Genomic DNA, 19,652 nt, shown 5'->3' on the forward strand with positions numbered 1-19,652 from the left:
TCTATGGTCGAACGGCATCGAAGCTTTCAAGGAGGCGGGCTTATGACGTTGCGGCAGAGAGTCGCGAGATGATCACCTGCGTTGTCGACTACGTGATCGACCCGGCCAAGGTCGCCGACTTCGAGGAGTTCGGGCGGCGCTGGATGCGGCTGGTGGATGAGCATGGCGGAACCCACCACGGCTACTTCCTGCCGTCCGAGGGCGCGAGTGACCGGGCGCTGGCGCTGTTCAGCTTCCCGAGCCTGGCGGCCTACGAGAACTACCGGGCGCTGTTCGGCCACGATCCCGAGTTCGTCGAGGCCGACCGGATCCGGGATGAGAGCGGGTGCGTGTTGCGCTACGACCGCACGTTCATGCGCCCTCTGCTACCGGGAGGCGATCAGTAGGAGACACCGATCTGTTCGCGGACCATGTCCAGCAGGGTCATGACCTCGAGCGTCGTGGCGATGGGGACGAGCGGGCTCTCCCTGAGACCGGCGTCCAGGCAGCGCTGCACCTCGGCCGCCTCGAAGCGGTAGCCGAGGCCGTCGTAGTCACGCTGCCGGTGCTCGACCTCGGTGCCACGGGTCACGGTGAAGCCGCGCGGGGCCCAGAAGCCGTCCGGGATGTCGATGCGGCCGGTTTCGCCGGTGATCGACGCGCCGTTGGCCGAGGCGCCGTTGATGCTGCAGGTCAAGGCCGCTACGGCGCCGCTGTCATAGCCGAAGAGGAGGCCGGTGGTCTCGTCCACGCCTTCGGGGGTGAGCCGGGCCCAGGACTGGACCGAGGCGGGAGCGCCGAGGAAGAGGTGGGCGAAGTGGATGGGGTAGACACCCAGGTCGAGCAGGGCGCCGCCGCCGAGCGACGGGGCGCGCAGGCGGTGCGTGGGCTCGAACGGGCCTTGCAGGCCGAAGTCGGCGTGGATGGCGGTGACCGGGCCGATGTGGCCCTGTTCGATCAGTTCGGCGATCTCGCGGATGACCGGGTTGCAGCGCATCCACATGGCCTCCATGAGGAAGGCGTTGTGGCCGCGGGCCTCCTGGACCAGCAGGGCGGACGAGGCCAGGTCGAGGGTCATCGGCTTCTCGCAGAGGACCGCCTTGCCGGCGCGCAGGCACTCCAGCGCGGCGGCCTCGTGCTGTGCGTGCGGGGTGGCCACGTAGACCACGTCAACGTCGGGGTCGGCGGCCAGGTCGGCCCACGAGCCGTGCGCGCGGGCGAAGCCGTGGCGCTCGGCGAACGCCGTCGCCGTCTCGAGGGAGCGGGAGCCGACGGCGGCCAGTTCGGCGCCGTCGACCAGTTTGAGGTCCGAGGCGAACGACTCGGCGATGCCACCGGTGCTCAAGACTCCCCAACGCGTCGTCATGATCGCCACCGTATCGTCCGGCGTCGGCCCGGTGGGAGGATCCTCCCGTGACAGAACCTCGTGATGGGTATCCGCTGCCGCCCGCGATGGTGAAGCGGGCGAACGAGTTCACCGGGCCGCCGGCGCCGACCCGCCCGGCCGCCACCGTGGTTCTGCTGCGCCCGGGCGGTGTCGGGCTCGAGGCCTATGTGCTGCGACGGGCGAGGGGGATGGCGTTCGGTGGGGTGTATGCGTTCCCGGGCGGGGGCGTGGACCCGGACGATCAGCCCGCGACGGTGCGCCAGGACTGGGCGGACCTGCTCGGGGTGAGCGACGCCGAGGCCCGGGCCGTGGTGGGCGCGGCCGTGCGGGAGCTGTTCGAGGAGGCCGGCGTGCTGCTGGCCGGAAAGCACGAGGCGGGAAGCGGCGCGGCGGCGAGCGGCGGGGAGATCGTGGGAGATGTCGCGGGGGAGGAGTGGGACGCGGAGAGGGTGGCGGTCTTGCGGCGGGAGTTGCGGATGGCCGACCTGCTCGCGAGGCGGGGGCTGAGGATGCGTGACGATCTTTTGCATCCCTGGGGCCGGTGGGTCACGCCAGAGTTCGAGCCGCGTCGGTTCGACACGTGGTTCTTCGTGGCGGCGCTTCCGGCCGGTCAGGAGGCTCGGGACGTGTCCGGGGAGAGCGACGGCACCGCCTGGATCGATCCGGCGGACACCGGCGGCCTGGCCATGTTGCCGCCTACGCGGGTGACGCTGGCCTCGCTCAGCGGGTTCGGCAGCGTGGACGAGGTCTTCGCCACCAAGCGGAACGCCGCCGTGCCGGTGCAGCCCCGGGTGGAGCTGACCGACGACGGCGGCGCGGTGTTGCGGGTCGATCCCTGAGAAGAGGCCGACCCTAGGAAGAGGCCGACCCTAATTAGGAAGAGGCCGACCCCTGAGAAGGGTCGATGCCCAGGAAGACAGCTCAGCCGAAGCGGCCGGTGATGTAGTCCTCGGTCTTCTTCTCCGTCGGGTTGGAGAAGATCTTCTGGGTGTCGTCGTACTCGATCAGGCGGCCGGGGTCGCCCGTCTTGTCGATCGAGAAGAAGCCGGTCTTGTCGCTGACCCGGGCGGCCTGCTGCATGTTGTGCGTCACGATGATGATCGTGAAGCGGTCCTTGAGCTTGAACATCAGGTCCTCGATCGCCAGCGTGGAGATCGGGTCGAGCGCCGAGCAGGGCTCGTCCATGAGGACGACCTGCGGCTCGACGGCGATCGTGCGGGCGATGCAGAGACGCTGCTGCTGACCACCCGAGAGCCCGGCGCCGGGCCGGCTGAGGCGGTCCTTGACCTCGTCCCAGAGGTTCGCCGAGCGGAGCGAGTTCTCCACCGCGTCGTCGAGCACCGACTTCTTCTTGACGCCGTTCAGTTTGAGGCCGGCCACGACGTTCTCGTAGATCGACATCGTCGGGAACGGGTTCGGGCGCTGGAACACCATGCCGATCATGCGACGGACCGCGGTCACGTCGACGTCGGGGTCGTAGATGTTCTGGTCGTCGATGGTGAGCCGGCCCTCGATGCGGGCGTTCGGCAGCACCTCGTGCATGCGGTTGATCGACCGCAGGAACGTGGACTTGCCGCAGCCCGACGGACCGATCAGGGCGGTGATCGTCTTCGGCTCGACCGTCATCGAGATGCCGTCGATCGCCTTGAAACTTCCGTAGAAGGACGTCACGCCGGACGCCTCGATACGCTTGGCCATGGGGTTACCTCTTGTCAGGAAAGCCGGTTGCGGCGGGCGAGCAGCTTGGCGGCGATCGTCAGGATCAGCACGATGGCGACCAGCGTCAGTGCGGCCGTCCAGGCGCGGTCGGGCGCGAAGCGGGACGCGTCACCGGCCTGCGAGTACGTGTACAACGCGAGCGACGACTGGTTGCCGTTGAACGGGTCGAAGTTGATCGCCGCGGCGCCACCGGCGACGAGCAGCACCGGCGCGGTCTCGCCGGCCGCGCGGGCCACCGACAGCATGACACCGGTCACGATGCCGGGGAGAGCGGTCGGAAGGACGATCTTCATGATCGTCTTCCACTGGGGTACGCCCAGCGCGTACGACCCTTCGCGCAGCGGCCCGGGCACGAGCCGCAGCATCTCCTCCGTGGACCGCACGATCGTCGGCAGCATCAGCACGGTCAGGGCCAGCGATGCCGCGAATCCGGAGAACCGCGGCTGCCCGTCGTTGAACCAGGGGCTGACGATCAGCACCCAGAACGCCAGCACGAACAGGCCGGCGACGATCGACGGGATGCCGGTCATGACGTCCACGAAGAAGCGGACGGTCAGGGCGAACCGGCCCCGGCCGTACTCGACCAGGTAGATCGCGCCGAGCACACCCAGCGGCACCGCGATGAGCGTGGCCAGCCCGACCTGCTCCAGCGTGCCGATGATGGCGTGGTAGGCGCCACCGTTCGGGTCGCGCGCGCCGATGTTGTTCATCGACGACCCGAAGAAGTCGCCGTCGAGCCGGTTGACGCCCTTCGAGACGAGCGTCCAGACCACCGAGGCGAGCGGCAGCACGGCCAGCACACAGGTGGTGTAGATGAGCGTCTGCCAGACCCGGTTGGTGGCCGACCGGCGGCCCTCGACCCGGGTGGCGGCGACGGACAGCCCGATCAGGTAGAGGATGGCGCCCACGACCACGACGAGCACCCAGCCGCCGAAGCCGGTGCCGAGGACGACGGCCGCGGAGACGGCCAGGGCCGCCACGGCGATGAGCAGGTTGACCACCACCGGCAACTGCTTGGTGCGCAGGCCGGACGGTGTCATGGCGTAGTTCGCGTTGCTCATGCGGCACTGTCCCGGAACTCGCGACGGCGGTAGATGATCGCCCGCGCCGCCATGTTGACCACCAGGGTGATCGCGAACAGGACCAGACCGGAGGCGATCAGCGCGCCGCGGCCGGTGGCGTTCGCCTCACCGAAGGTGTTGGCGATGTTGGCGGCGATCGAGTTCCCGCCGTTCTCGATGATGTTGTAGGAGATGTTGAAGACGATGCCGAGGGTCAGCGCCAGGGCGATCGTCTCGCCGAGGGCCCGGCCCAGGCCGAGCATGATCGCGGCGATGATGCCGGGCTTTCCGTACGGCATCACCGCGGTGCGGACCATCTCCCACTTGGTCGCGCCCAGGGCGAGCGCGGCCTCCTCGTTCATGGCCGGGGTCTGCATGAAGACCTCGCGGGAGAGCGAGGTGACGATCGGCAGCACCATGATCGCCAGCACCAGGCTGCCGAGCATGATCGAGCGGCCGAACGGCCCGTCGCCACCGAAGATCGGGATCCAGCCGAAGTATTCGTTGAGCCACACCGAGAAGTCGCGCACCGGGTTCAGGAACACGTCCCGGCCCCAGAGTCCGAAGACCACGCTGGGCACGGCGGCGAGCAGGTCGATGATGAAGCCGAGCGGCGTGGCCAGCCGCTTCGGCGCGTAGTGCGACAGGAACAGGGCGATGCCCAGCGCGATCGGCACCGCGACGATGAGCGCGATGACCGAGGACAGGACGGTGCCGAACGCCAGCGCGGCGATGCCGAACTTCGGTTCTGCATCGTTCGGGAACCACGCCTTGTAGGTCAGGAAGCTCTCGGTGTTGGCCGACAGGGCCGGCACCGCCTTGGAGATCAGGAAGATCGCGATGGCCACGATGATGACCAGCAGCATCGCGCCGGCCGCGGTGCTCAGCCCTCGGAAGACGGCTTCCATACCGAAGCGCTTCTTCGGGGGCAGGGCGCCGCCACCACCAAGGGACGGTCCAGCGGGGGCGTTCGGCGATACGCCGGTGCCGGCGGACCGGGTGTGACGTCCTGTCACACCTGGTTCGCCGGCCGGTGTTGTCGCCGAGCGGGAGGGGATGTCACCCATTCGCTCGCTCGCTTATTTGTGAGAAGGGGCTGTTCGAACGGGGTCAGGCGATCGCGGCGACGGCGGTCTCGACCTTGGCGCGGACGGTCTCCGGCAGCGGCGCGTAGCCCAGCTCGGCGAGGGCCTGCTGGCCACCGGTGCTGGCGGTGTAGCTCAGGAAGCCCTTGATGGCGGCGGCCTTGGCGCTGCCCTTGCTGCAGGTGATCTCGTAGGTGACCAGGACGATCGGGTAGGCCCCGGCCTCCTTGGTCGCGTAGTCGATGGACAGCTTGAGGTCGTTGCCGGTGCCCGCGATCTTGGCGCCCGCGATGGTCTTGCCGGCGCTCTCGCCGGTGAGCTCGGCGTACTCGCCGGCACCGTTCTTGATCTTGGCCATCTTCAGGTCGCTGTTCTCGGCGAACGAGAGCTCGACGTAGGAGATGGTGCCCGCGGTGCCCTTCACCTGGGTGGCCACGCCGTCCGACTTGGCCGCGCCGGTGCCGCCCGGAGCCTTCCACGCCTTGGCGTTGCCGAAGGTCCACACGGACTCGGCGGTCTTGCTCAGGTACTTGGTGAAGTTGTCGGTCGTGCCCGACTCGTCCGAGCGGTGGACCGACTGGATCGCGGTCGACGGCAGCTTCGCCGACGGGTTGTCCGCCTTGATCTTGGCGTCGTCCCACTTGGTGACCTTGCCGGCGAAGATGCCGGCCAGGGTCTCCGGCGAGAACTGGAGGCCGTCGACGCCGTCCAGGTTGTAGACGACGGCGATCGGGCCGATCACCATCGGGAGGTTGAGGGCCTGGCCACCGGCGCACTTGGCGTCGGCCTGCGGCTGCTCCTCCTCCTTCAGGGCGGAGTCGGAGCCGGCGAAGTCGGCGGTGCCGGCGATGAACGCCTGGATGCCCGCGCCGGAGCCGGTGCCCTCGTAGCCGATCTTGGCGTCGGCACACTGGCCCTGATATGCCTTGATCCACTCGTCCATCGCGTTCTTCTGAGCGCTGGAACCCTGAGCGGTGATCTGGCCGGCCACGCAGTTGGCGTTGGCCGCGGAGGCGCCGCCGGCGGACGGCGTGGCCTCGTTGTCCGAACCGCACGCGGTGAGCGCGAGGGTCGCAGTCAAAGCAATGCCGGCCACGTAGCCGACCCGCTGGAGCTTCACGGTTGTCCCTTCGAATGGATTGCACGGCCGGTATCTCACCGGTCCACCCGAAAGCTAAAAGGAGCAAGTGACTGGGCCCCGGGCCCGAAATGAACGAGACGTGAACAGGTCTGCGCCTAAGGGTGCACGACGACTGAGGATGTGTTGTCCGTTACGTGAACCAGCGCACGGCGTGCCTGGTCGTCAGGCTTGCCGGTGGTACATCACGTCGGCGGCGTGGACACCGAATTCCAGGCTCTGGTAGAGCCGGACGGCCGCCTCGTTGGACTCGTCGACGTACAGCATCGCAGTGCTCAGACCCTGGGCTTCGAGGTGGGTCAGGCCGGCCACGCTCAAGGCCCGGCCCAGCCCCCGGCGGTGGCCGCCCGGGTCGACGCCGAGCACGTAGATCTCGCCCAGCGCGGGGTCGGCGCCGGTCGCGGGATGCACCTTCGTCCAGTGGAAGCCGAGCAGCGTGTCGGCGATGTCGACGGCGAGCAGGAAGCCGGCCGGATCGAACCACGGCTCTTGCTCGCGGAGCGCGAGGTCGCGCTCGGTCCAGCGGCCCTGCTCGGGGTGGTGCGAGAAGGCGCGGGCGTTGACCGCCAGCCAGGCCGCCTCGTCCTGGCCGGGGCGGAACTCGCGCACGGTGACGCCGTCGGGCAGCCGGTTCGGCGGCAGCGGCGGCGAGCCCAGCGACCGGCGCATCTGCCACAGCACCCGGGCGCGGGTGAAACCCAGCCCCTCGGCGAAGAGGCGGGCGCCCGCGTCGTCGCCGTGGGCCCAGAAGCTCAGAGACCCGGAACCGGCAGCGCGAAGAAGGGCCGTTCCATGGCCGCGACGCCGGAACGAGGGATGAACCACGAGCTCGCCCGAGTCATCCGCGACGTTGGCGAAGCCCACGACGGCACCCTCGGAGTGGGCGAGAAGGGAAGCCCCGCCGCCGCTGCGGACGCGCAGCACCACATCTTCGGACAGCGGGTAGACGCCGTCAACGGAGGAAGCGGCGTCGGCCAGCGCGAGGACGGCCGACACCTCGGAAGGGGTAAGCCGGTCCGTGCGCCGGACCGGCTCCACCGAAGTCATGCGGAAAGACTAGACCGGCAGCGGGACCGGCTCGTTGTCGGGCAGTTGCCGGCCGCTCGGCGGGGTGACGAACTTGTAACCCACCTGGCGGACGGTTCCGATCATCGACTCGTACTCCGAGCCGAGCTTGGCGCGCAGCCGCCGCACGTGCACGTCGACCGTGCGGGTGCCGCCGAAGTAGTCGTAGCCCCAGACCTCACGCAGCAACTGGTCGCGGGTGAACACCCGGCCCGGGTGCTGCGCCAGGAACTTGAGCAGCTCGAACTCCTTGTAGGTGAGGTCGAGTGGGCGGCCCTTGAGCTTCGCGGCGTAGGTGTCGGGGTCGATGTTGAGCTCGCCGGCCCGGATCGAGCCGCCGGCCCCGGCGGTCGCGTTCGACAGCCGGCCCACGCCCAGCCGCAGCCGGGCCTCGACCTCGGCCGGTCCGGCGCTGGCCAGGATCACGTCGTCGACGCCCCAGTCGGCGTTCAGCGCGATCAGGCCGGCCTCGGTCACCACGGCGACCAGCGGGACGCCGAGCCCGGTCGCGTGCAGCATGCGGCAGGTCGCCCGGGCCTCGGAGAGCTCGGAGCGGGCGTCGACCATGACGGCGTCCGGGCTGGGCCCGGAAACCAGAGTGCGCACGTCGCGGGGCGCCGTGCGCACGGAGTGGGGCAGCAGGTCCAGGGCGGGCAGCACGGCGGAAGGTTCGCCGGCACGCGCCGTCACCAACAGGAGGATTTCCACACTCACCTCGTTCCTCGCGGGCCTGGGGAGGCCGCTCGGGTGACCCGGCTCAACTAGCACGAGCCGGAGGAACTGTCCCGGCGTCACCGACGGGTGGGCTGGGCTTACCTTAACCGACGCATGGCTTTGTTCACCCCGGTCGCACCCGCCTGTGATATTGCGTACGCCCAACAGGCAGCCGAAAGGCTGAGTGGTAACCAACCGTTCATATGACTGCCGCGCCGGACCGCACCGGATCCGGAGTCTGGCACGATCGCAGTCGTGTTCCCCTCGATGCCGACTGACGGCGACCGCGACAACTGGGATGAGGACGTCTCCCGGGAGATCGCGCGCTCTTCGCCGCGTGCGGCGTCCGGTGTCTACGGAGCGGTGCCCGACGACCCCGGGCCGGTCGCCGAACCCGACGACGGTGACGAGGAGGAGCACGAGTCCGAAGTCCTGCTCGTGCCGGTCCGCCGCTCGCTGTCGGTGGCCATCGCCGGCTTCGCCGGGCTGCTCGGCCTCGCGCTGATCCTGGGCGCGCAGACCGCCGGGCCGGATTCCCGCTGGCCGTACGCGATGGTCCTGTTCGGTGTGCAGCTGCTCTTCGTGCTGGCCTGGACGATGGCCATGCGCCCGCCGGTGCCGCTGCTCGTCGCCGGGGCCGCGGTGGTGGCCGGCGCCGTCTCCGACTACCTCTCGGTGACCGCCGACCAGCCCCGGCTGCTGCCGCTGGTGCTGATCGCGCTGCTCGGCGTCGTGGTGATCGTCGGCGGGCAGTTCGCGTTCCAGGTCGACCGGCTGGGCGTCCGGGACGCGCTGGCCTCGACCGTGCTGATCATCGGCGGCGTGGTGACCCCGGCCGCCTACGTGGTGCTGACCCGCGAGCCGGTCGGCACCCAGGCGCAGATGGTCTGCCTGGCCGCGGCCGCCCTGGGCCTGATGGTGGCCCGGCTGGTCGACGCGGTCTTCCCGAAGCCGCGGATCGCCCCGCAGGTGCCGCGGGGCGCGACCGGCATCATCCTCGGCGCGATGGTCGGCACGCTCGGCGCGGCTCAGCTGGGCAGCATCATGGTGCTGCCGTTCACGCCGGCCCGGGGCGCGGTGCTCGGGCTGGTCGCGGCCGGGGCGGCGGTGCTGGTCGACCTGGCCATCAACTTCACCGAGGCGGGTCGCGACCGGCCGGACGAGGCGCCGACGTTCTGGCTGGCCCGGCACATGCAGGGCCCGCTCGGCGCGTTCACCGCGGTCGCCGTGGTGGCGTACGCGCTGAACGCGTTCTTCCTGACCTGAGCGGTCGTGATCTGAGCCTGCTTGAGAAGTGATGGACGGGGGCATATACGGTCGCCGACATCACAGGGCGACGACAGGAGAGACCGGTGGCCGAGGTGTACGGGCAATCGAAGCCCCGCAGGCGGTGGGGACGGCGGCTGCTGGTCACCTTGATCGTGCTGCTGATCATCCTGGGGCTGATCGCGGTGGTGGCCGACCGGCTCGGCGCCTCGTACGCCGAGCGGATGATCGGTGACCGCGTCGCCCAGCAGGTCGCCGACCAGAAGGCGACCTCGGCCGAGCCGCAGGTGACGATCAAGGGCGTGCCCTTCCTCACCCAGGTTCTGCGGGGCGAGTACCAGGAGATCCAGATCCAGCTGGCCGATTTCGCCGGCCCCGCGGGCAACGGCAAGACGATCAAGATGCCGGTGCTCGACGTCCGGGCCCGTGACGTCCGCGCGCCCCTGGACACCGTGCGGTCGGGACAGGGCGACATCGTGGCCGGCACGATCACCGGCACCGGCACCGTCGACTACGTCACCCTGGCCGAGCTGAGCGACCAGCAGGGCATCAAGCTGGCCGAGCAGGGCGGCAAGCTCGCCGTCACCGCGCCGGTGAAGATCCTGAACCAGACCGTCACCGTGAACGGCACGGCCAACCTCGAGGTGGCCAAGGACAACGTGGTCCGGGTGCGTTTCGAGCAGGTCACCGCCGAGGGTCTGCCCGATGTCCCGCTGGTGCGGGGCGCGCTCAACAACTACGCCCGGCAGCTGTCCATCGACGTGCCGGTGCCCGCCCTGCCGCTGCAGCTGAAGGTCGAGAAGGTGCAGCCCACGCCGAACGGGCTGGCGGTCACGGCCAGCGCGAAGGAAGTTCCGCTGAACGGGGCGAGCTGACACTGTGACCGCCGTCCCGGATGATGGTTCGTAGTGTTCCGGTAACTGGAACCGCTGGTAGGGTCGGCCGCATGAGCCTGTTGCTCACCAAACGGCGCGCGGTCGACCTGTGCCGCGTGGCCGCCTGCCTGTGTCGCCCTGTCATCTGACGGGGTCATTCCGGCTGCTCTCTTTTCGCCCGGCAGTGGCGCCGTTCGCATTTCACGCATGAATCCCCCTCGGGGGTCCGCGCGTGTGCGGACCCCCCTCTGAACCGATTCCGAACAGGGAGAAGACAATGAGCCGCGACTCTGCGCTCGTATCTGCCGACTGGGCCGAGAAGAACCTGGACACTCCGGGTGTCGTCTTCGTCGAGGTCGACGAGGACACCACCGCCTACGACGGCGGGCACATCCCGGGCGCGATCAAGCTCGACTGGAAGAAGGACCTGCAGGACCCGGTCCGGCGCGACTTCGTCAACCAGGAGCAGTTCTCGGCGCTGCTGTCCGAGCGGGGCATCGCCAACGACGACAAGGTCGTCCTCTACGGCGGCAACAACAACTGGTTCGCCGCGTACGCCTACTGGTACTTCAAGCTCTACGGTCACGGCGACGTGGTGCTGCTCGACGGTGGCCGCAAGAAGTGGGAGCTGGACGCCCGCACGTACACCACCGACCTGCCGCAGCGCGAGAAGACCTCGTACACGGCGTCGACGCCGGACCGGTCGATCCGCGCGTTCCGCGACGAGGTCGTCGAGGCGATCGGGGCGCAGAACCTGGTCGACGTGCGCAGCCCCGACGAGTTCGCCGGCCGGCTGCTCGCCCCGGCGCACCTGCCGCAGGAGCAGGCGCAGCGGGCCGGGCACATCCCGACCGCGATCAACGTGCCGTGGAGCAAGTCGGCCAACGAGGACGGCACGTTCAAGTCCGACGACGAGCTCGCCAAGATCTACGGCGAGGCCGGGCTGGACGAGAGCAAGGACACCATCGCCTACTGCCGCATCGGCGAGCGGTCGAGCCACACCTGGTTCGTGCTCAAGGAGCTGCTGGGCAAGGAGAACGTGAAGAACTACGACGGCTCCTGGACCGAGTACGGCTCGCTGATCGGCGTGCCCGTGGTGCTCGGCGACGAGCCCGGGAAGGCCTGACCGATGACCGCATCCGATATTTCCGGCTGCGCCGCACCGGATCAGTCGGCGCCGATTCCGGCGAGCGTCGACCTGGAGAAGGAAACTGTGATCACCGGGGTGGTGAACAACGCCGAGGGTGACGCGGTGGGTGGCGCGTACGTCCGCCTGCTCGACTCGACCGGCGAGTTCACGGCCGAGGTGGTCACGTCGCCGCAGGGGGTGTTCCGCTTCTTCGCGGCGCCCGGGTCCTGGACGCTGCGGGCGCTCTCCCGCCACGGCAATGGAGACCTGGTCGTCGACGCCACCCGCGGCGTGAACGAGGTTGGGCTCAGCGTCGCCGCCTGACGCTCGGTCGGTGAAGGCCCGCCTCGGGCAGGGGCGGGCCTTTCGCGCTGACGAGGGCGTGTCACCATGACTGCCGTGACCACGCCGACGACCGAGCGACCGCGCGTGCGCCGTCCCCGGCTGGTCGCCCTCGTGGTGGTGTGGATCCTGATCGTGACCGGGCTCTCGGTGTGGTCGGTGCGGCATGATCCGCCGACCGTGCCCGAGCAGCGCGACATCGCCGAGGCGGTGCCGGTGCTCCAGGCGGCGACCGGCGCGGTCTTCGCGGCCGCGACCGCCGGGCGCGACCGCGCGGTCGAGATCGAAGATGTGCGGGTACGCCGGGGATGCCGCGTGACCCCGGTCCGGTCCGGCGTCGAGGCGACCCGGCTGGTGACCGTGTACGTCCGCGGCGACGGCGCGCTGCCGGTGCTCAAGGCGATCGCCGCCGGGCTGCCGGCCGGCTACCACGCGCGGGCCGACGCGAGCAGCAGCGGCAAGCGGGTGGGCCTGGAGGCGGACGCCGGCGGCTACGTGGCGATCGACGTGCGCGCCGATGCCGCCAGCCAGGTGCTGCCGATCGAGATCTCCACCGGCTGCCGCCCGGACGGCGACCTGAAGCTGGGTTCGCCCGGCCTGGCCGCGCCCCCGCCCCCGCTGACCTCGGTGCTGCGGGCGTTCGGCCAGGAGCAGGCGGGTGCGGCCGGGGTGACCACCGTGACGTGTCCGGGCGGGAGCGAAGGCCGTACGTACACGGTGGACGGTGTGCCGCCGCCCCGTGATCTGGGCAAGGCGTTGCAGCCGCTGACCGACGGCGCGACCGTGGTGCGTGCCGAGCCCTCCGGGTGGGCGTACCTCACCGGCGACGGATCGGTGGCCGTGGTCAAGCAGGGGTCGACGCTGCGCCTGAGCCTGACCCAGCCCTGTCACTGATAGACAACCTTCGATCTGCTGCGTTACGCTCCGGTTACGCGTCTGATCGAACATTTTCTATCAAAGGTGAACGTCGTGCGTCGTCGAACCTTGCTGACCGGAGCCGCTGCCGCCGTCCCGGTCGTCGCCCTCGCCGCGAGCCCCGCGGCCGCCGCCGCTCCCGGATACGTCGTCAACCGCGCCCCGCTGCGGGCCGACGCGCTGATCCGGCTCACGCCCGGCTCGACCCGCGCCGCCGGGTGGCTCGCCACCCAGCTGAACTACCAGCTCACCGGCCTGAACGGGCGGTTGCCCGAGGTCTCGCACTTCCTCCGGTACGACAACACCGGCTGGATCGACCCGAGCCTGGCCGGCGGGGAGGAACTGCCGTACTGGCTCAAAGGCTTCGGCAGCCTGGGCTACACCACCGGCGACGCGCGGGTGATGAGCGAGACCCAGCGCTGGATCAACGGCGTGCTGGCCACGCAGGCGCCGGACGGCTTCTTCGGACCCACCCGGCTTCGCACGAGTTTGAACAACGGCCCGGACTTCTGGCCGCACATGCCGATGTTGCACGCCATCCGCTCGCACGCCGAATACACCGCCGACACCCGGGTGGTGCCGTTCCTGACCAGGTTCTTCCAGTACGTCAACTCGCGCCCGGCCAGCGTCTTCCAGTCCGACTGGGGCAGCTTCCGCTGGGCCGACACGCTCGAGGTGGTGTTCTGGACCTACAACCGCACCGGCGACGCGTTCCTGCTCGACCTGGCGCGCAAGATCCACCAGTACTCGCAGAACTACCTCAACAACCTGCCGACCGCGCACAACGTCAACCTGGCGCAGGGTTTCCGCGAGCCCGCGGTCTACTCGGTCCTCTCCGGCGACAACGCGCACCGGCAGGCCAGCTACACCGACTACAACCTGATCATGTCGCAGTGGGGACAGTTCGCCGGCGGCGGCTTCGCCGGGGACGAGAACGCTCGCCCCGGCTTCGGCGACCCCCGCCAGGGCTTCGAGACCTGCGGCATCGTCGAGTTCATGGCCAGCCACGAGATGCTCACCCGGATCACCGGCGACCCGCTGTGGGGCGACCGCACCGAGGACCTGGCGTTCAACTCGCTGCCCGCGTCGCTCGACCCGCAGCAGCGCGGCATCCACTACATCACCAGCGCGAACAGCATCTCGCTGCGGGACCGGCCGGGCCGTCAGGGCCAGTTCCAGAACGGGTTCGCGATGCAGGCCTACATGCTCGGCATCGACAACTACCGGTGCTGCCCGCACAACTACGGCATGGGCTGGCCCTACTACGTCGAGGAGATGTGGGCGGCCACGCCGGACGGCGGCTTGGCGGCCACGCTGCACGGGCCGTCCCGGGTGACCGCCCGGGTTGCCGACGGCACCTCGGTGACGATCACGGCCGACACGACCTACCCGTTCTCGGACACCATCACCTACACGGTGAGCACGCCTCGGCAACTCGCTTTCCCGTTGCTCCTGAGGGTCCCGGCGTGGTGCGCGGCCCCCATCGTCACTGTGAACGGGGCCGCTGCGCCTGTGGCACCCGGCCCGGCGTACCTGCGGATCGAACGGACCTGGACCACCGGTGACTGGGTCGTTCTCCGCCTGCCGATGCAGGCCCGGACCCGGACCTGGTCGAGCAACCACAACGCGGTCTCGGTCGATTTCGGGGCGCTGACCTTCTCGCTGGCCATCACCGAGAACTGGGCGCAGACCGGCGGGACCAGCACCTGGCCGACACGCGAGGTGCGGCCCGGTTCCACCTGGAACTACGGGCTGGCGCTGAACGGCTTCGCGGTGACCACCGGGCTGGGCAACGCGGCCGACCCGTTCACGCCGGCCAACGCGCCGATCCGGATCACCACCGGCGCGCGCCGGATCCCGGCGTGGAAGGCCGACGCCGACGACATCATCACGCCGCTGCAGGACAGCCCCACGCCGTCGAGCGAGCCGCTGGAGACCGTGACGCTGATCCCGATGGGCGCGGCGCGGCTGCGGATCACGTCGTTCCCGCGGATCGGCGACGGGCGGCCGTGGACCGAGCCGGCCGTCCCCTTCCGCATCCAGAACCAGAACTCCGGCAAGGTGCTCGGCGTGGCCGGCATGTCGGCCGACGACTCGGCCCAGGTCGTGCAGTTCGCCGACAACGGGACGGCCGACCACCTGTGGGTGCCGGTGGACAACGGCGACGGCTGGTTCCGGATCCGGAACGTCAACTCGGGCAAGGTGCTGGGCGTGTCCGGCATGTCGACCGCCGACGCGGCCAACGTGGTGCAGTTCAGCGACAACGGCACCGCCGACCACCTGTGGCAGATCGTCGACAACGGCACCGGGTACGCCCGCATCCGCAACCAGAACTCCGGCAAGGTGCTCGGCGTCGACCAGATGTCCACTGCGGACAGCGCCCGGGTCGTGCAGTTCGCCGACAACGGCACCGCCGACCACAACTGGCGGCTGATCCCCGACGGCCGGGTCAAGCTCCAGGCCACGCACTCCGGCAAGGTGCTCGCCATCCAGGACATGTCGGCCGCTGACGGCGCCCAGCTCACCCAGTGGCCGCCGACCGGGACGGCCGACCACCTCTGGCACTTCGAGGACGCGGGCGCGGGCTGGTTCCGGATCGTCAGCGACCACAGCGGCAAGGTTGTCGACGTGCTGGGCGGCGCTACGGCTGATGGCACGCGGGTGGTTCAGTGGGGGTCGGCGGGGGCGCCGAATCAGCAGTGGCGGCTGGCGTGGGCCGGTCCGTCGACGTTCGCGATCGTGGCCCGCCACAGCGGCAAGCTGCTCGAGGTGTCGGGTCAGTCCACTGCGGACGGCGCGATCGTCACTCAGGGGTCGAGCCAGCGCTGGCGATTGATTCCGGGGTCCTAGGAGCAAGATCAAGAGCTTGGGTCGTAGCTTGGTGGGTGGTGCCGACCGTCGCTCCCGCCGAGGGTCGCTTCGCTCCACGTGCGTGAGTGACCACCCTCGAAACCGAAAAACCCCGAAACCGAAAACCCCGAAAACCGAACTTCGAAAACCCGGCTTAGTTTCGGGTCGTTATGCGGCCGCGGAACTCGGCCAGGGCGGTTTGGAAGACCTCGTTGAGGCGGGCCAGTTCGGACTCTTCCGGCTCGCGTCGCAGGGACACGTCGATCTTGAAGTCGCCGTCGACGATGGTCACGTCGAGGTGGTCGAGGAGGTCGGCGGGGAGTCGGGTGATGACGAAGTCGCGGAAGGCGGCGGCGATCGTCTCGGGCATGTCGCCGCAGCCGCAGGACCGCCCGTCCAGGACCGCGCCGAGGTGGCTGCGCCCGACGATCGCGTCCGGGTGCAGCGGATCCATCACGGCCAGGCCCTGTTCCAGCACGGTCCGGGCCTCGGCCAGCCGGTCCTCGTGCTGGAGGAACAGGCCGAGGGCGACACCGGCCCGCCCGGCCGTGTCGTGGTCGGCGCCGCGCCCGGCCTCGGCCACCGCCTCGGTCAGCCGCTGCTCGGCCGGTCCGGTCCGGCCGGCCTCCTTCAGGGCCAGCCCCCAGTTCCGCAACACCTGGCTCCGCAGCTCGGGGCGGCCGATGCGGTCCGCCCGCTCGTGCGCCTCGGAGTACGTCCGCAGCCCGGCCTCGGCGTCGCCCGCCTCGCCCTGGGCCATGGCCAGCCCGAGCGTCGCCATCAGCGCGTCCTCCGGCCGGCCCTGCCGGTCGTAGGACGCGAGCACCCGCTCGATCGCCTCCACCCGCCCGGCCTGGTCACCCAGGTCACGGCCCAGATTGGCCTGCGCCGACAGGGCGTTCAGCGTCGCCTGGTGATCGCGGCCGAGGCGTCCCTCCAACATGGACACGGTGGCCCGGAGCAGGGCCATGGACGAAGGGTCGGTCTCGGCGACCGCGCGCCCGATCTGCTCGACGACCTCGTCCGGCAGCGGGCGCAGGTCGGGGAACAGCGGCTCACCGGTGCCGGCGTCGTGCACCAGCGCCGCGCGGAGGGCCAGCGCCGTACCCACCCGCTCGTGCCCGTTGCGCCAGAAGTTCGCCACCGTCTCCTCGGTCACGCGGCGGGCCTCGGCCAGGTCGCCGCGCCGCCGGAGCAGGTCGGCCAGGGGCTCGAGGCCGAACGCGTACCCGGCGTGCTCGCGACCGTAGAAGGCGAGCCGCTCCTCGGCGCCCCGGCGCAACTCGGCCTCGGCCTCGTCGAGGCGGCCGGCCATGCGCAGCGCCAGACCCAGGTTGAGCCGGTAGGTCAGCTGGTCCTTGTGCGACTCGTTGTCCCGGGGCGCGGCCGAGGCGGCGCGGCGGTAGCACTCGACCGCGCGCTCGTGCTGACCGGTGTTGAGCAGCACCGTGCCGAGGTCGGACTGGGCCGAGGCCCACGCCGGGCTGCCCTCGCCGTGCTGGTCGGTCACGGCCTGCAGCTCGCGGGTCAGAAGGCTCTCGGCGTCGCCCATGCGGCCCTCGCGCAACAGTGCGAAGGCGACCTCGACCGGGGTGGGGGTGTGGGTCACGAGCCGGAAGTGTACGAGGTCGCCGGCAGTCCGAGAACCGACCGGGACAACAGGGCCGCACCGGCCACCGCGGCCGGCATCAGCAGGACCGCGCCGAGCGGGATCAGGAAGCAGAGGAACACCGCGACACCGAAGCCCAGCGCCATCGGCCGCCGGGTCCGCAGCACCGCCCGCCGGTCGCGCAGCCGCTTGCCCCGGCGCTGGAACGGCACGCCGGTCAGCTCCACCGCCAGCAGCCAGCCGCCGACCGCGCCGCCGAGCACGATGCCGAGGATCTGACCGGCCACCGGGATCAGGCCGATCAGCAGCAGCGGGATGCCGAGCAGGATGGACAGGCCGATCAGGCGCAGGCTGTCGACCAGGTTGCGGCCCAGCGAACGCCACCACACGGTCTCGACCGCGTCGGGCACGCCGCCGTAGCGGTCCTCGACCAGCTCCGAGATCTTCTCGTAGAACGGGTCGCCGATCAGCAGCGTGACCGCGGTGAAGGTGAGCACGGTGAGCAGGCCGCTCACCCCGAGCAGGGCCAGCCCGGCGAAGATCCGCAGCGCGTCACGCCAGCCCGTGGCCCAGTCGTCGGCGAACCAGGTGACCGCGGCGGCCAGGTCGTCGACGTAGGCGATCAGGGCGGCCAGCGCCGCGGCGTACACCAGCGCGGAGATCAGCGCGGGCAGGATGCCGAGGCCGAGCAGCCGGGGCCGGCGCAGCACCTCGCCCAGGCCGCGGCCGAGCAGACCGGCGCCGGTGAAGAAGTCGCGAATCACCACCCGGACAGGGTAGGGCCAGAAGCTCAGCGCCGCCGGAGGAGCCCGGCGCCGAGACCGCTCGGGGTCGCGGACGGTGACGACGACGGGGTGGCCGAGGGCGGCGGCGGCTCGCTGGTGACCATCGTCGGCGTCGGCACCGGCGGATCGGTGAGCGGCGGCAACGTCGGCAACGTGGTCAGCGGGCCGCCGCGGGGGCCGGCCTGGGTCTCGGCGCCCGAGGACGGCGGTGTGACCGGCAGCGCCAGGGCGGCCGGGGCGGACGCGGCGGACGACGGCGCGGGCGCGGCCGGCCGGTTCTCGTAGCGGCCGGGCAGCCACCTCGGCGCGGAGTCATCGGTGGCCCGGGCCGGCGCGGTGCCGAGCAGGCCGGACCCGCCGGGGCCGGCGGTCGCCGGTGGCGTGGACGTGAGGTGGTGGCCGCCCAGCACCCAGCCGACCGTCAGCGCGAACGGCAGGCCGAGCGCGATGACGCCGACGAAGATGGATCTGGGGGAGAGCCGCACGCCCAGAACACCGGTCGGCGGGCCGGAAAGGTTACGGCCTCTCGTCGTTCAGGAACGTGGAGATCCGCCGGCGCAGGTCGGCCCGGTTGGTCCAGAGCACCGACGGCCGGTCGTACACATGCAGGTCAGCGCCGGGGATGGCGGCCGCGAGGCGTTCCGCGACCCGCACCGGGTGTACGTCGTCGCCGGCGCAGCCGAGCACCAGCGCGCGGGCGGTGACCCGGCCCAGCGCGGCCAGGTCGGGCACGGCGGGCACAGCCCACAGCGTGTCGAGGTCGGGGGAGAGCCCGTCACGCATCAACTGCTCGACCCGGTGGCGCAGGTGACTCCAGCCGGCCGGGGTGTTGCGGACGGCCGGCGGCATCTCGGCCTCGACCGCCTCGGCGACCAGCGCCGCCTCACCACTCTCCAGGGCGGCGAGCAGCCGCTGGAGCCGGGCCGCGGTCACCGGTGACCGGGTGCCGTCGAGCGGCGCGGGCAGGTAGAACACCACCCGCTCGAACCGGTCGGGACGGTCGGCCAGCAGCCGGCACAACGCACCGGCGCCCATGCTGACCCCGAGCGCCCGGGTCGCCGACGCATGATCGGCGACGGCGCGCAGGTCGTCGGCCAGGTCGGCGAAGGTCCAGGGCCCGGGTGGCGAGGACGAGCGCCCGTGGCCGCGGAACTGGAATAAGACTCGCCGGCCGGTCACCGCGCTGCCCAGCGGGCGGGTGCCGGAGATGTCGCCGGCCAGCCCGTGCGCGAACACCGTGACGGGTGTGCCGACGCCGGTGGTGAGCTGTTCCAGGCGTACGCCGGCCGACGCGGTGATCATCTCGGTCGGCGGCGACGGCAGGGTCGGCCGGCCGGTGCGGGGACCGGTCGGTGCCGGGCCCCAGGTCCGCGGCCCGCCGTCCGGAGGCGGCGGCCAGCGGAACCCTCTCACCAGAAGCCTTTACCGTCCGTCAGGTCACGCAGGCCTTGGCGGACGTCGAGCAGATAGATCAGGGCCGCCGCCACGCCGATCAGGCCGAAGATGCCGGTGGCGCCGCCGCCGACACCGAGGAAGGTCAGCACGAAGCAGACGGCGAGGATGGCCAGCCAGGCGCCCTTGGGCAGGGTGCCGATGGCCTGGAACCCGTCGCCACGCTGGGTGACGCAGTGGATGAGGGCGACCGCCTGCACAATCAACGAGGCGATGATGACCGTGATCGAGATCACGCCCTGCACTTGAATGTAGAAGATCGGCGCGCTTGTCGTGGCCAT

At 70.6% G+C, this 19,652-nt stretch carries 21 protein-coding genes; 9 read left to right on the forward strand and 12 right to left on the reverse strand.

Features of this window, described 5'->3' with window-relative positions; all coding sequences use genetic code 11:
• The first annotated feature begins 68 nt into the window (after window positions 1-68).
• Window positions 69-386, forward strand: coding sequence for an NIPSNAP family protein (locus tag AB0O15_RS03380; protein ID WP_364313398.1), 318 nt, complete (start codon window positions 69-71; stop codon window positions 384-386).
• Here AB0O15_RS03380 and AB0O15_RS03385 read toward each other — a convergent pair.
• Window positions 380-1,345 (reverse strand): Gfo/Idh/MocA family oxidoreductase, encoded by a 966-nt coding sequence (locus AB0O15_RS03385; RefSeq protein WP_364313401.1) that lies wholly within the window; start codon window positions 1,343-1,345, stop codon window positions 380-382. The genes AB0O15_RS03380 and AB0O15_RS03385 overlap by 7 nt on opposite strands.
• A gap of 47 nt (window positions 1,346-1,392) precedes the next feature.
• Here AB0O15_RS03385 and AB0O15_RS03390 point away from each other — a divergent pair, with 47 nt between their 5' ends.
• Entirely contained in the window at window positions 1,393-2,205 is an 813-nt protein-coding gene (locus tag AB0O15_RS03390; protein WP_364313403.1) for an NUDIX hydrolase, read from the forward strand.
• 82 nt (window positions 2,206-2,287) lie between these two features.
• Here AB0O15_RS03390 and pstB read toward each other — a convergent pair whose 3' ends face one another.
• The 6 genes from pstB to AB0O15_RS03420 form a co-directional block, all read right to left on the reverse strand.
• Complete coding sequence (gene pstB, locus AB0O15_RS03395; RefSeq protein WP_364313405.1) at window positions 2,288-3,064, reverse strand: phosphate ABC transporter ATP-binding protein PstB; 777 nt, start codon at window positions 3,062-3,064, stop codon at window positions 2,288-2,290.
• A gap of 14 nt (window positions 3,065-3,078) precedes the next feature.
• Window positions 3,079-4,146: a phosphate ABC transporter permease PstA gene (pstA, locus tag AB0O15_RS03400; protein WP_364313408.1), complete on the reverse strand. Its 1,068-nt coding sequence runs from the start codon at window positions 4,144-4,146 to the stop codon at window positions 3,079-3,081.
• Window positions 4,143-5,213, reverse strand: coding sequence for a phosphate ABC transporter permease subunit PstC (gene pstC, locus AB0O15_RS03405; protein WP_364313411.1), 1,071 nt, complete (start codon window positions 5,211-5,213; stop codon window positions 4,143-4,145). Before pstC ends, pstA begins: the two co-directional genes overlap by 4 nt.
• Before the next feature lie 43 nt (window positions 5,214-5,256).
• On the reverse strand, window positions 5,257-6,351 hold the full coding sequence (gene pstS / locus AB0O15_RS03410; protein WP_364313414.1) for a phosphate ABC transporter substrate-binding protein PstS: 1,095 nt from the start codon (window positions 6,349-6,351) through the stop codon (window positions 5,257-5,259).
• A 183-nt stretch (window positions 6,352-6,534) separates the two neighbouring features.
• On the reverse strand, window positions 6,535-7,416 hold the full coding sequence (gene mshD, locus AB0O15_RS03415) for a mycothiol synthase (protein ID WP_364313417.1): 882 nt from the start codon (window positions 7,414-7,416) through the stop codon (window positions 6,535-6,537).
• A 9-nt stretch (window positions 7,417-7,425) separates the two neighbouring features.
• Window positions 7,426-8,148, reverse strand: a complete 723-nt coding sequence (locus AB0O15_RS03420; RefSeq protein ID WP_364313419.1) for a response regulator transcription factor — start codon at window positions 8,146-8,148, stop codon at window positions 7,426-7,428.
• 267 nt (window positions 8,149-8,415) lie between these two features.
• Here AB0O15_RS03420 and AB0O15_RS03425 point away from each other — a divergent pair, with 267 nt between their 5' ends.
• The 7 genes from AB0O15_RS03425 to AB0O15_RS03455 all read left to right on the forward strand — a co-directional run bounded on the left by AB0O15_RS03425 (window position 8,416) and on the right by AB0O15_RS03455 (window position 15,525).
• The gene (locus AB0O15_RS03425) at window positions 8,416-9,414 is read left to right on the forward strand and encodes a hypothetical protein (RefSeq protein ID WP_364313422.1); all 999 of its coding nucleotides are present in this window, start codon (window positions 8,416-8,418) and stop codon (window positions 9,412-9,414) included.
• Between the two features lie 86 nt (window positions 9,415-9,500).
• Window positions 9,501-10,289, forward strand: a complete 789-nt coding sequence (locus AB0O15_RS03430; protein ID WP_364313425.1) for a DUF2993 domain-containing protein — start codon at window positions 9,501-9,503, stop codon at window positions 10,287-10,289.
• A 71-nt stretch (window positions 10,290-10,360) separates the two neighbouring features.
• The gene (locus AB0O15_RS03435; protein WP_311772860.1) at window positions 10,361-10,438 is read left to right on the forward strand and encodes an Ms5788A family Cys-rich leader peptide; all 78 of its coding nucleotides are present in this window, start codon (window positions 10,361-10,363) and stop codon (window positions 10,436-10,438) included.
• Window positions 10,439-10,566: 128 nt separating this feature from the next.
• A complete protein-coding gene (locus tag AB0O15_RS03440) occupies window positions 10,567-11,415 on the forward strand; it encodes a sulfurtransferase (protein WP_364313428.1) in 849 nt (282 codons plus the stop codon).
• A 3-nt stretch (window positions 11,416-11,418) separates the two neighbouring features.
• Window positions 11,419-11,742 carry a DUF1416 domain-containing protein gene (locus AB0O15_RS03445; RefSeq protein WP_364313434.1) on the forward strand — a complete coding sequence of 108 codons (324 nt, stop codon included), beginning with the start codon at window positions 11,419-11,421 and terminating at the stop codon, window positions 11,740-11,742.
• Window positions 11,743-11,817: 75 nt separating this feature from the next.
• A complete protein-coding gene (locus AB0O15_RS03450; protein ID WP_364313437.1) occupies window positions 11,818-12,654 on the forward strand; it encodes a hypothetical protein in 837 nt (278 codons plus the stop codon).
• Between the two features lie 75 nt (window positions 12,655-12,729).
• Window positions 12,730-15,525: an RICIN domain-containing protein gene (locus AB0O15_RS03455; RefSeq protein WP_364313440.1), complete on the forward strand. Its 2,796-nt coding sequence runs from the start codon at window positions 12,730-12,732 to the stop codon at window positions 15,523-15,525.
• 154 nt (window positions 15,526-15,679) lie between these two features.
• On the opposite strand, the gene AB0O15_RS03460 is transcribed toward AB0O15_RS03455, so the two are convergent.
• The 5 genes from AB0O15_RS03460 to AB0O15_RS03480 are packed head-to-tail and all read right to left on the reverse strand — an operon-like array spanning window position 15,680 to window position 19,652.
• Entirely contained in the window at window positions 15,680-17,134 is a 1,455-nt protein-coding gene (locus AB0O15_RS03460) for a tetratricopeptide repeat protein (protein ID WP_364313442.1), read from the reverse strand.
• Window positions 17,131-17,898, reverse strand: coding sequence for an EI24 domain-containing protein (locus AB0O15_RS03465; RefSeq protein ID WP_364317005.1), 768 nt, complete (start codon window positions 17,896-17,898; stop codon window positions 17,131-17,133). The genes AB0O15_RS03460 and AB0O15_RS03465 overlap by 4 nt, the downstream gene beginning before the upstream one ends.
• A 26-nt stretch (window positions 17,899-17,924) precedes the next feature.
• Window positions 17,925-18,404, reverse strand: a complete 480-nt coding sequence (locus AB0O15_RS03470; protein WP_364313444.1) for a hypothetical protein — start codon at window positions 18,402-18,404, stop codon at window positions 17,925-17,927.
• Window positions 18,405-18,435: 31 nt separating this feature from the next.
• The gene (locus AB0O15_RS03475) at window positions 18,436-19,332 is read right to left on the reverse strand and encodes an alpha/beta hydrolase (RefSeq protein WP_364313447.1); all 897 of its coding nucleotides are present in this window, start codon (window positions 19,330-19,332) and stop codon (window positions 18,436-18,438) included.
• Entirely contained in the window at window positions 19,329-19,652 is a 324-nt protein-coding gene (locus AB0O15_RS03480) for a DUF2516 family protein (protein WP_364313450.1), read from the reverse strand. Before AB0O15_RS03480 ends, AB0O15_RS03475 begins: the two co-directional genes overlap by 4 nt.

Source organism: Actinoplanes sp. NPDC089786 (assembly GCF_040684855.1).
In the GTDB taxonomy this organism is placed as follows: domain Bacteria; phylum Actinomycetota; class Actinomycetes; order Mycobacteriales; family Micromonosporaceae; genus Actinoplanes.

Excerpts from the sequence above, each read along its gene's own strand:
- AB0O15_RS03380 (WP_364313398.1), top strand. The coding sequence starts at position 69 with ATGATCACCTGCGTTGTCGACTACGTGATCGACCCGGCCAAGGTCGCC.
- AB0O15_RS03385 (WP_364313401.1), bottom strand. The coding sequence starts at position 1,345 with ATGACGACGCGTTGGGGAGTCTTGAGCACCGGTGGCATCGCCGAGTCG.
- pstB (WP_364313405.1), bottom strand. The coding sequence starts at position 3,064 with ATGGCCAAGCGTATCGAGGCGTCCGGCGTGACGTCCTTCTACGGAAGT.
- pstA (WP_364313408.1), bottom strand. The coding sequence starts at position 4,146 with ATGAGCAACGCGAACTACGCCATGACACCGTCCGGCCTGCGCACCAAG.
- pstC (WP_364313411.1), bottom strand. The coding sequence starts at position 5,213 with ATGGGTGACATCCCCTCCCGCTCGGCGACAACACCGGCCGGCGAACCA.
- mshD (WP_364313417.1), bottom strand. The coding sequence starts at position 7,416 with ATGACTTCGGTGGAGCCGGTCCGGCGCACGGACCGGCTTACCCCTTCC.
- AB0O15_RS03425 (WP_364313422.1), top strand. The coding sequence starts at position 8,416 with ATGCCGACTGACGGCGACCGCGACAACTGGGATGAGGACGTCTCCCGG.
- AB0O15_RS03435 (WP_311772860.1), top strand. The coding sequence starts at position 10,361 with ATGAGCCTGTTGCTCACCAAACGGCGCGCGGTCGACCTGTGCCGCGTG.
- AB0O15_RS03440 (WP_364313428.1), top strand. The coding sequence starts at position 10,567 with ATGAGCCGCGACTCTGCGCTCGTATCTGCCGACTGGGCCGAGAAGAAC.
- AB0O15_RS03445 (WP_364313434.1), top strand. The coding sequence starts at position 11,419 with ATGACCGCATCCGATATTTCCGGCTGCGCCGCACCGGATCAGTCGGCG.
- AB0O15_RS03480 (WP_364313450.1), bottom strand. The coding sequence starts at position 19,652 with ATGGCCACGACAAGCGCGCCGATCTTCTACATTCAAGTGCAGGGCGTG.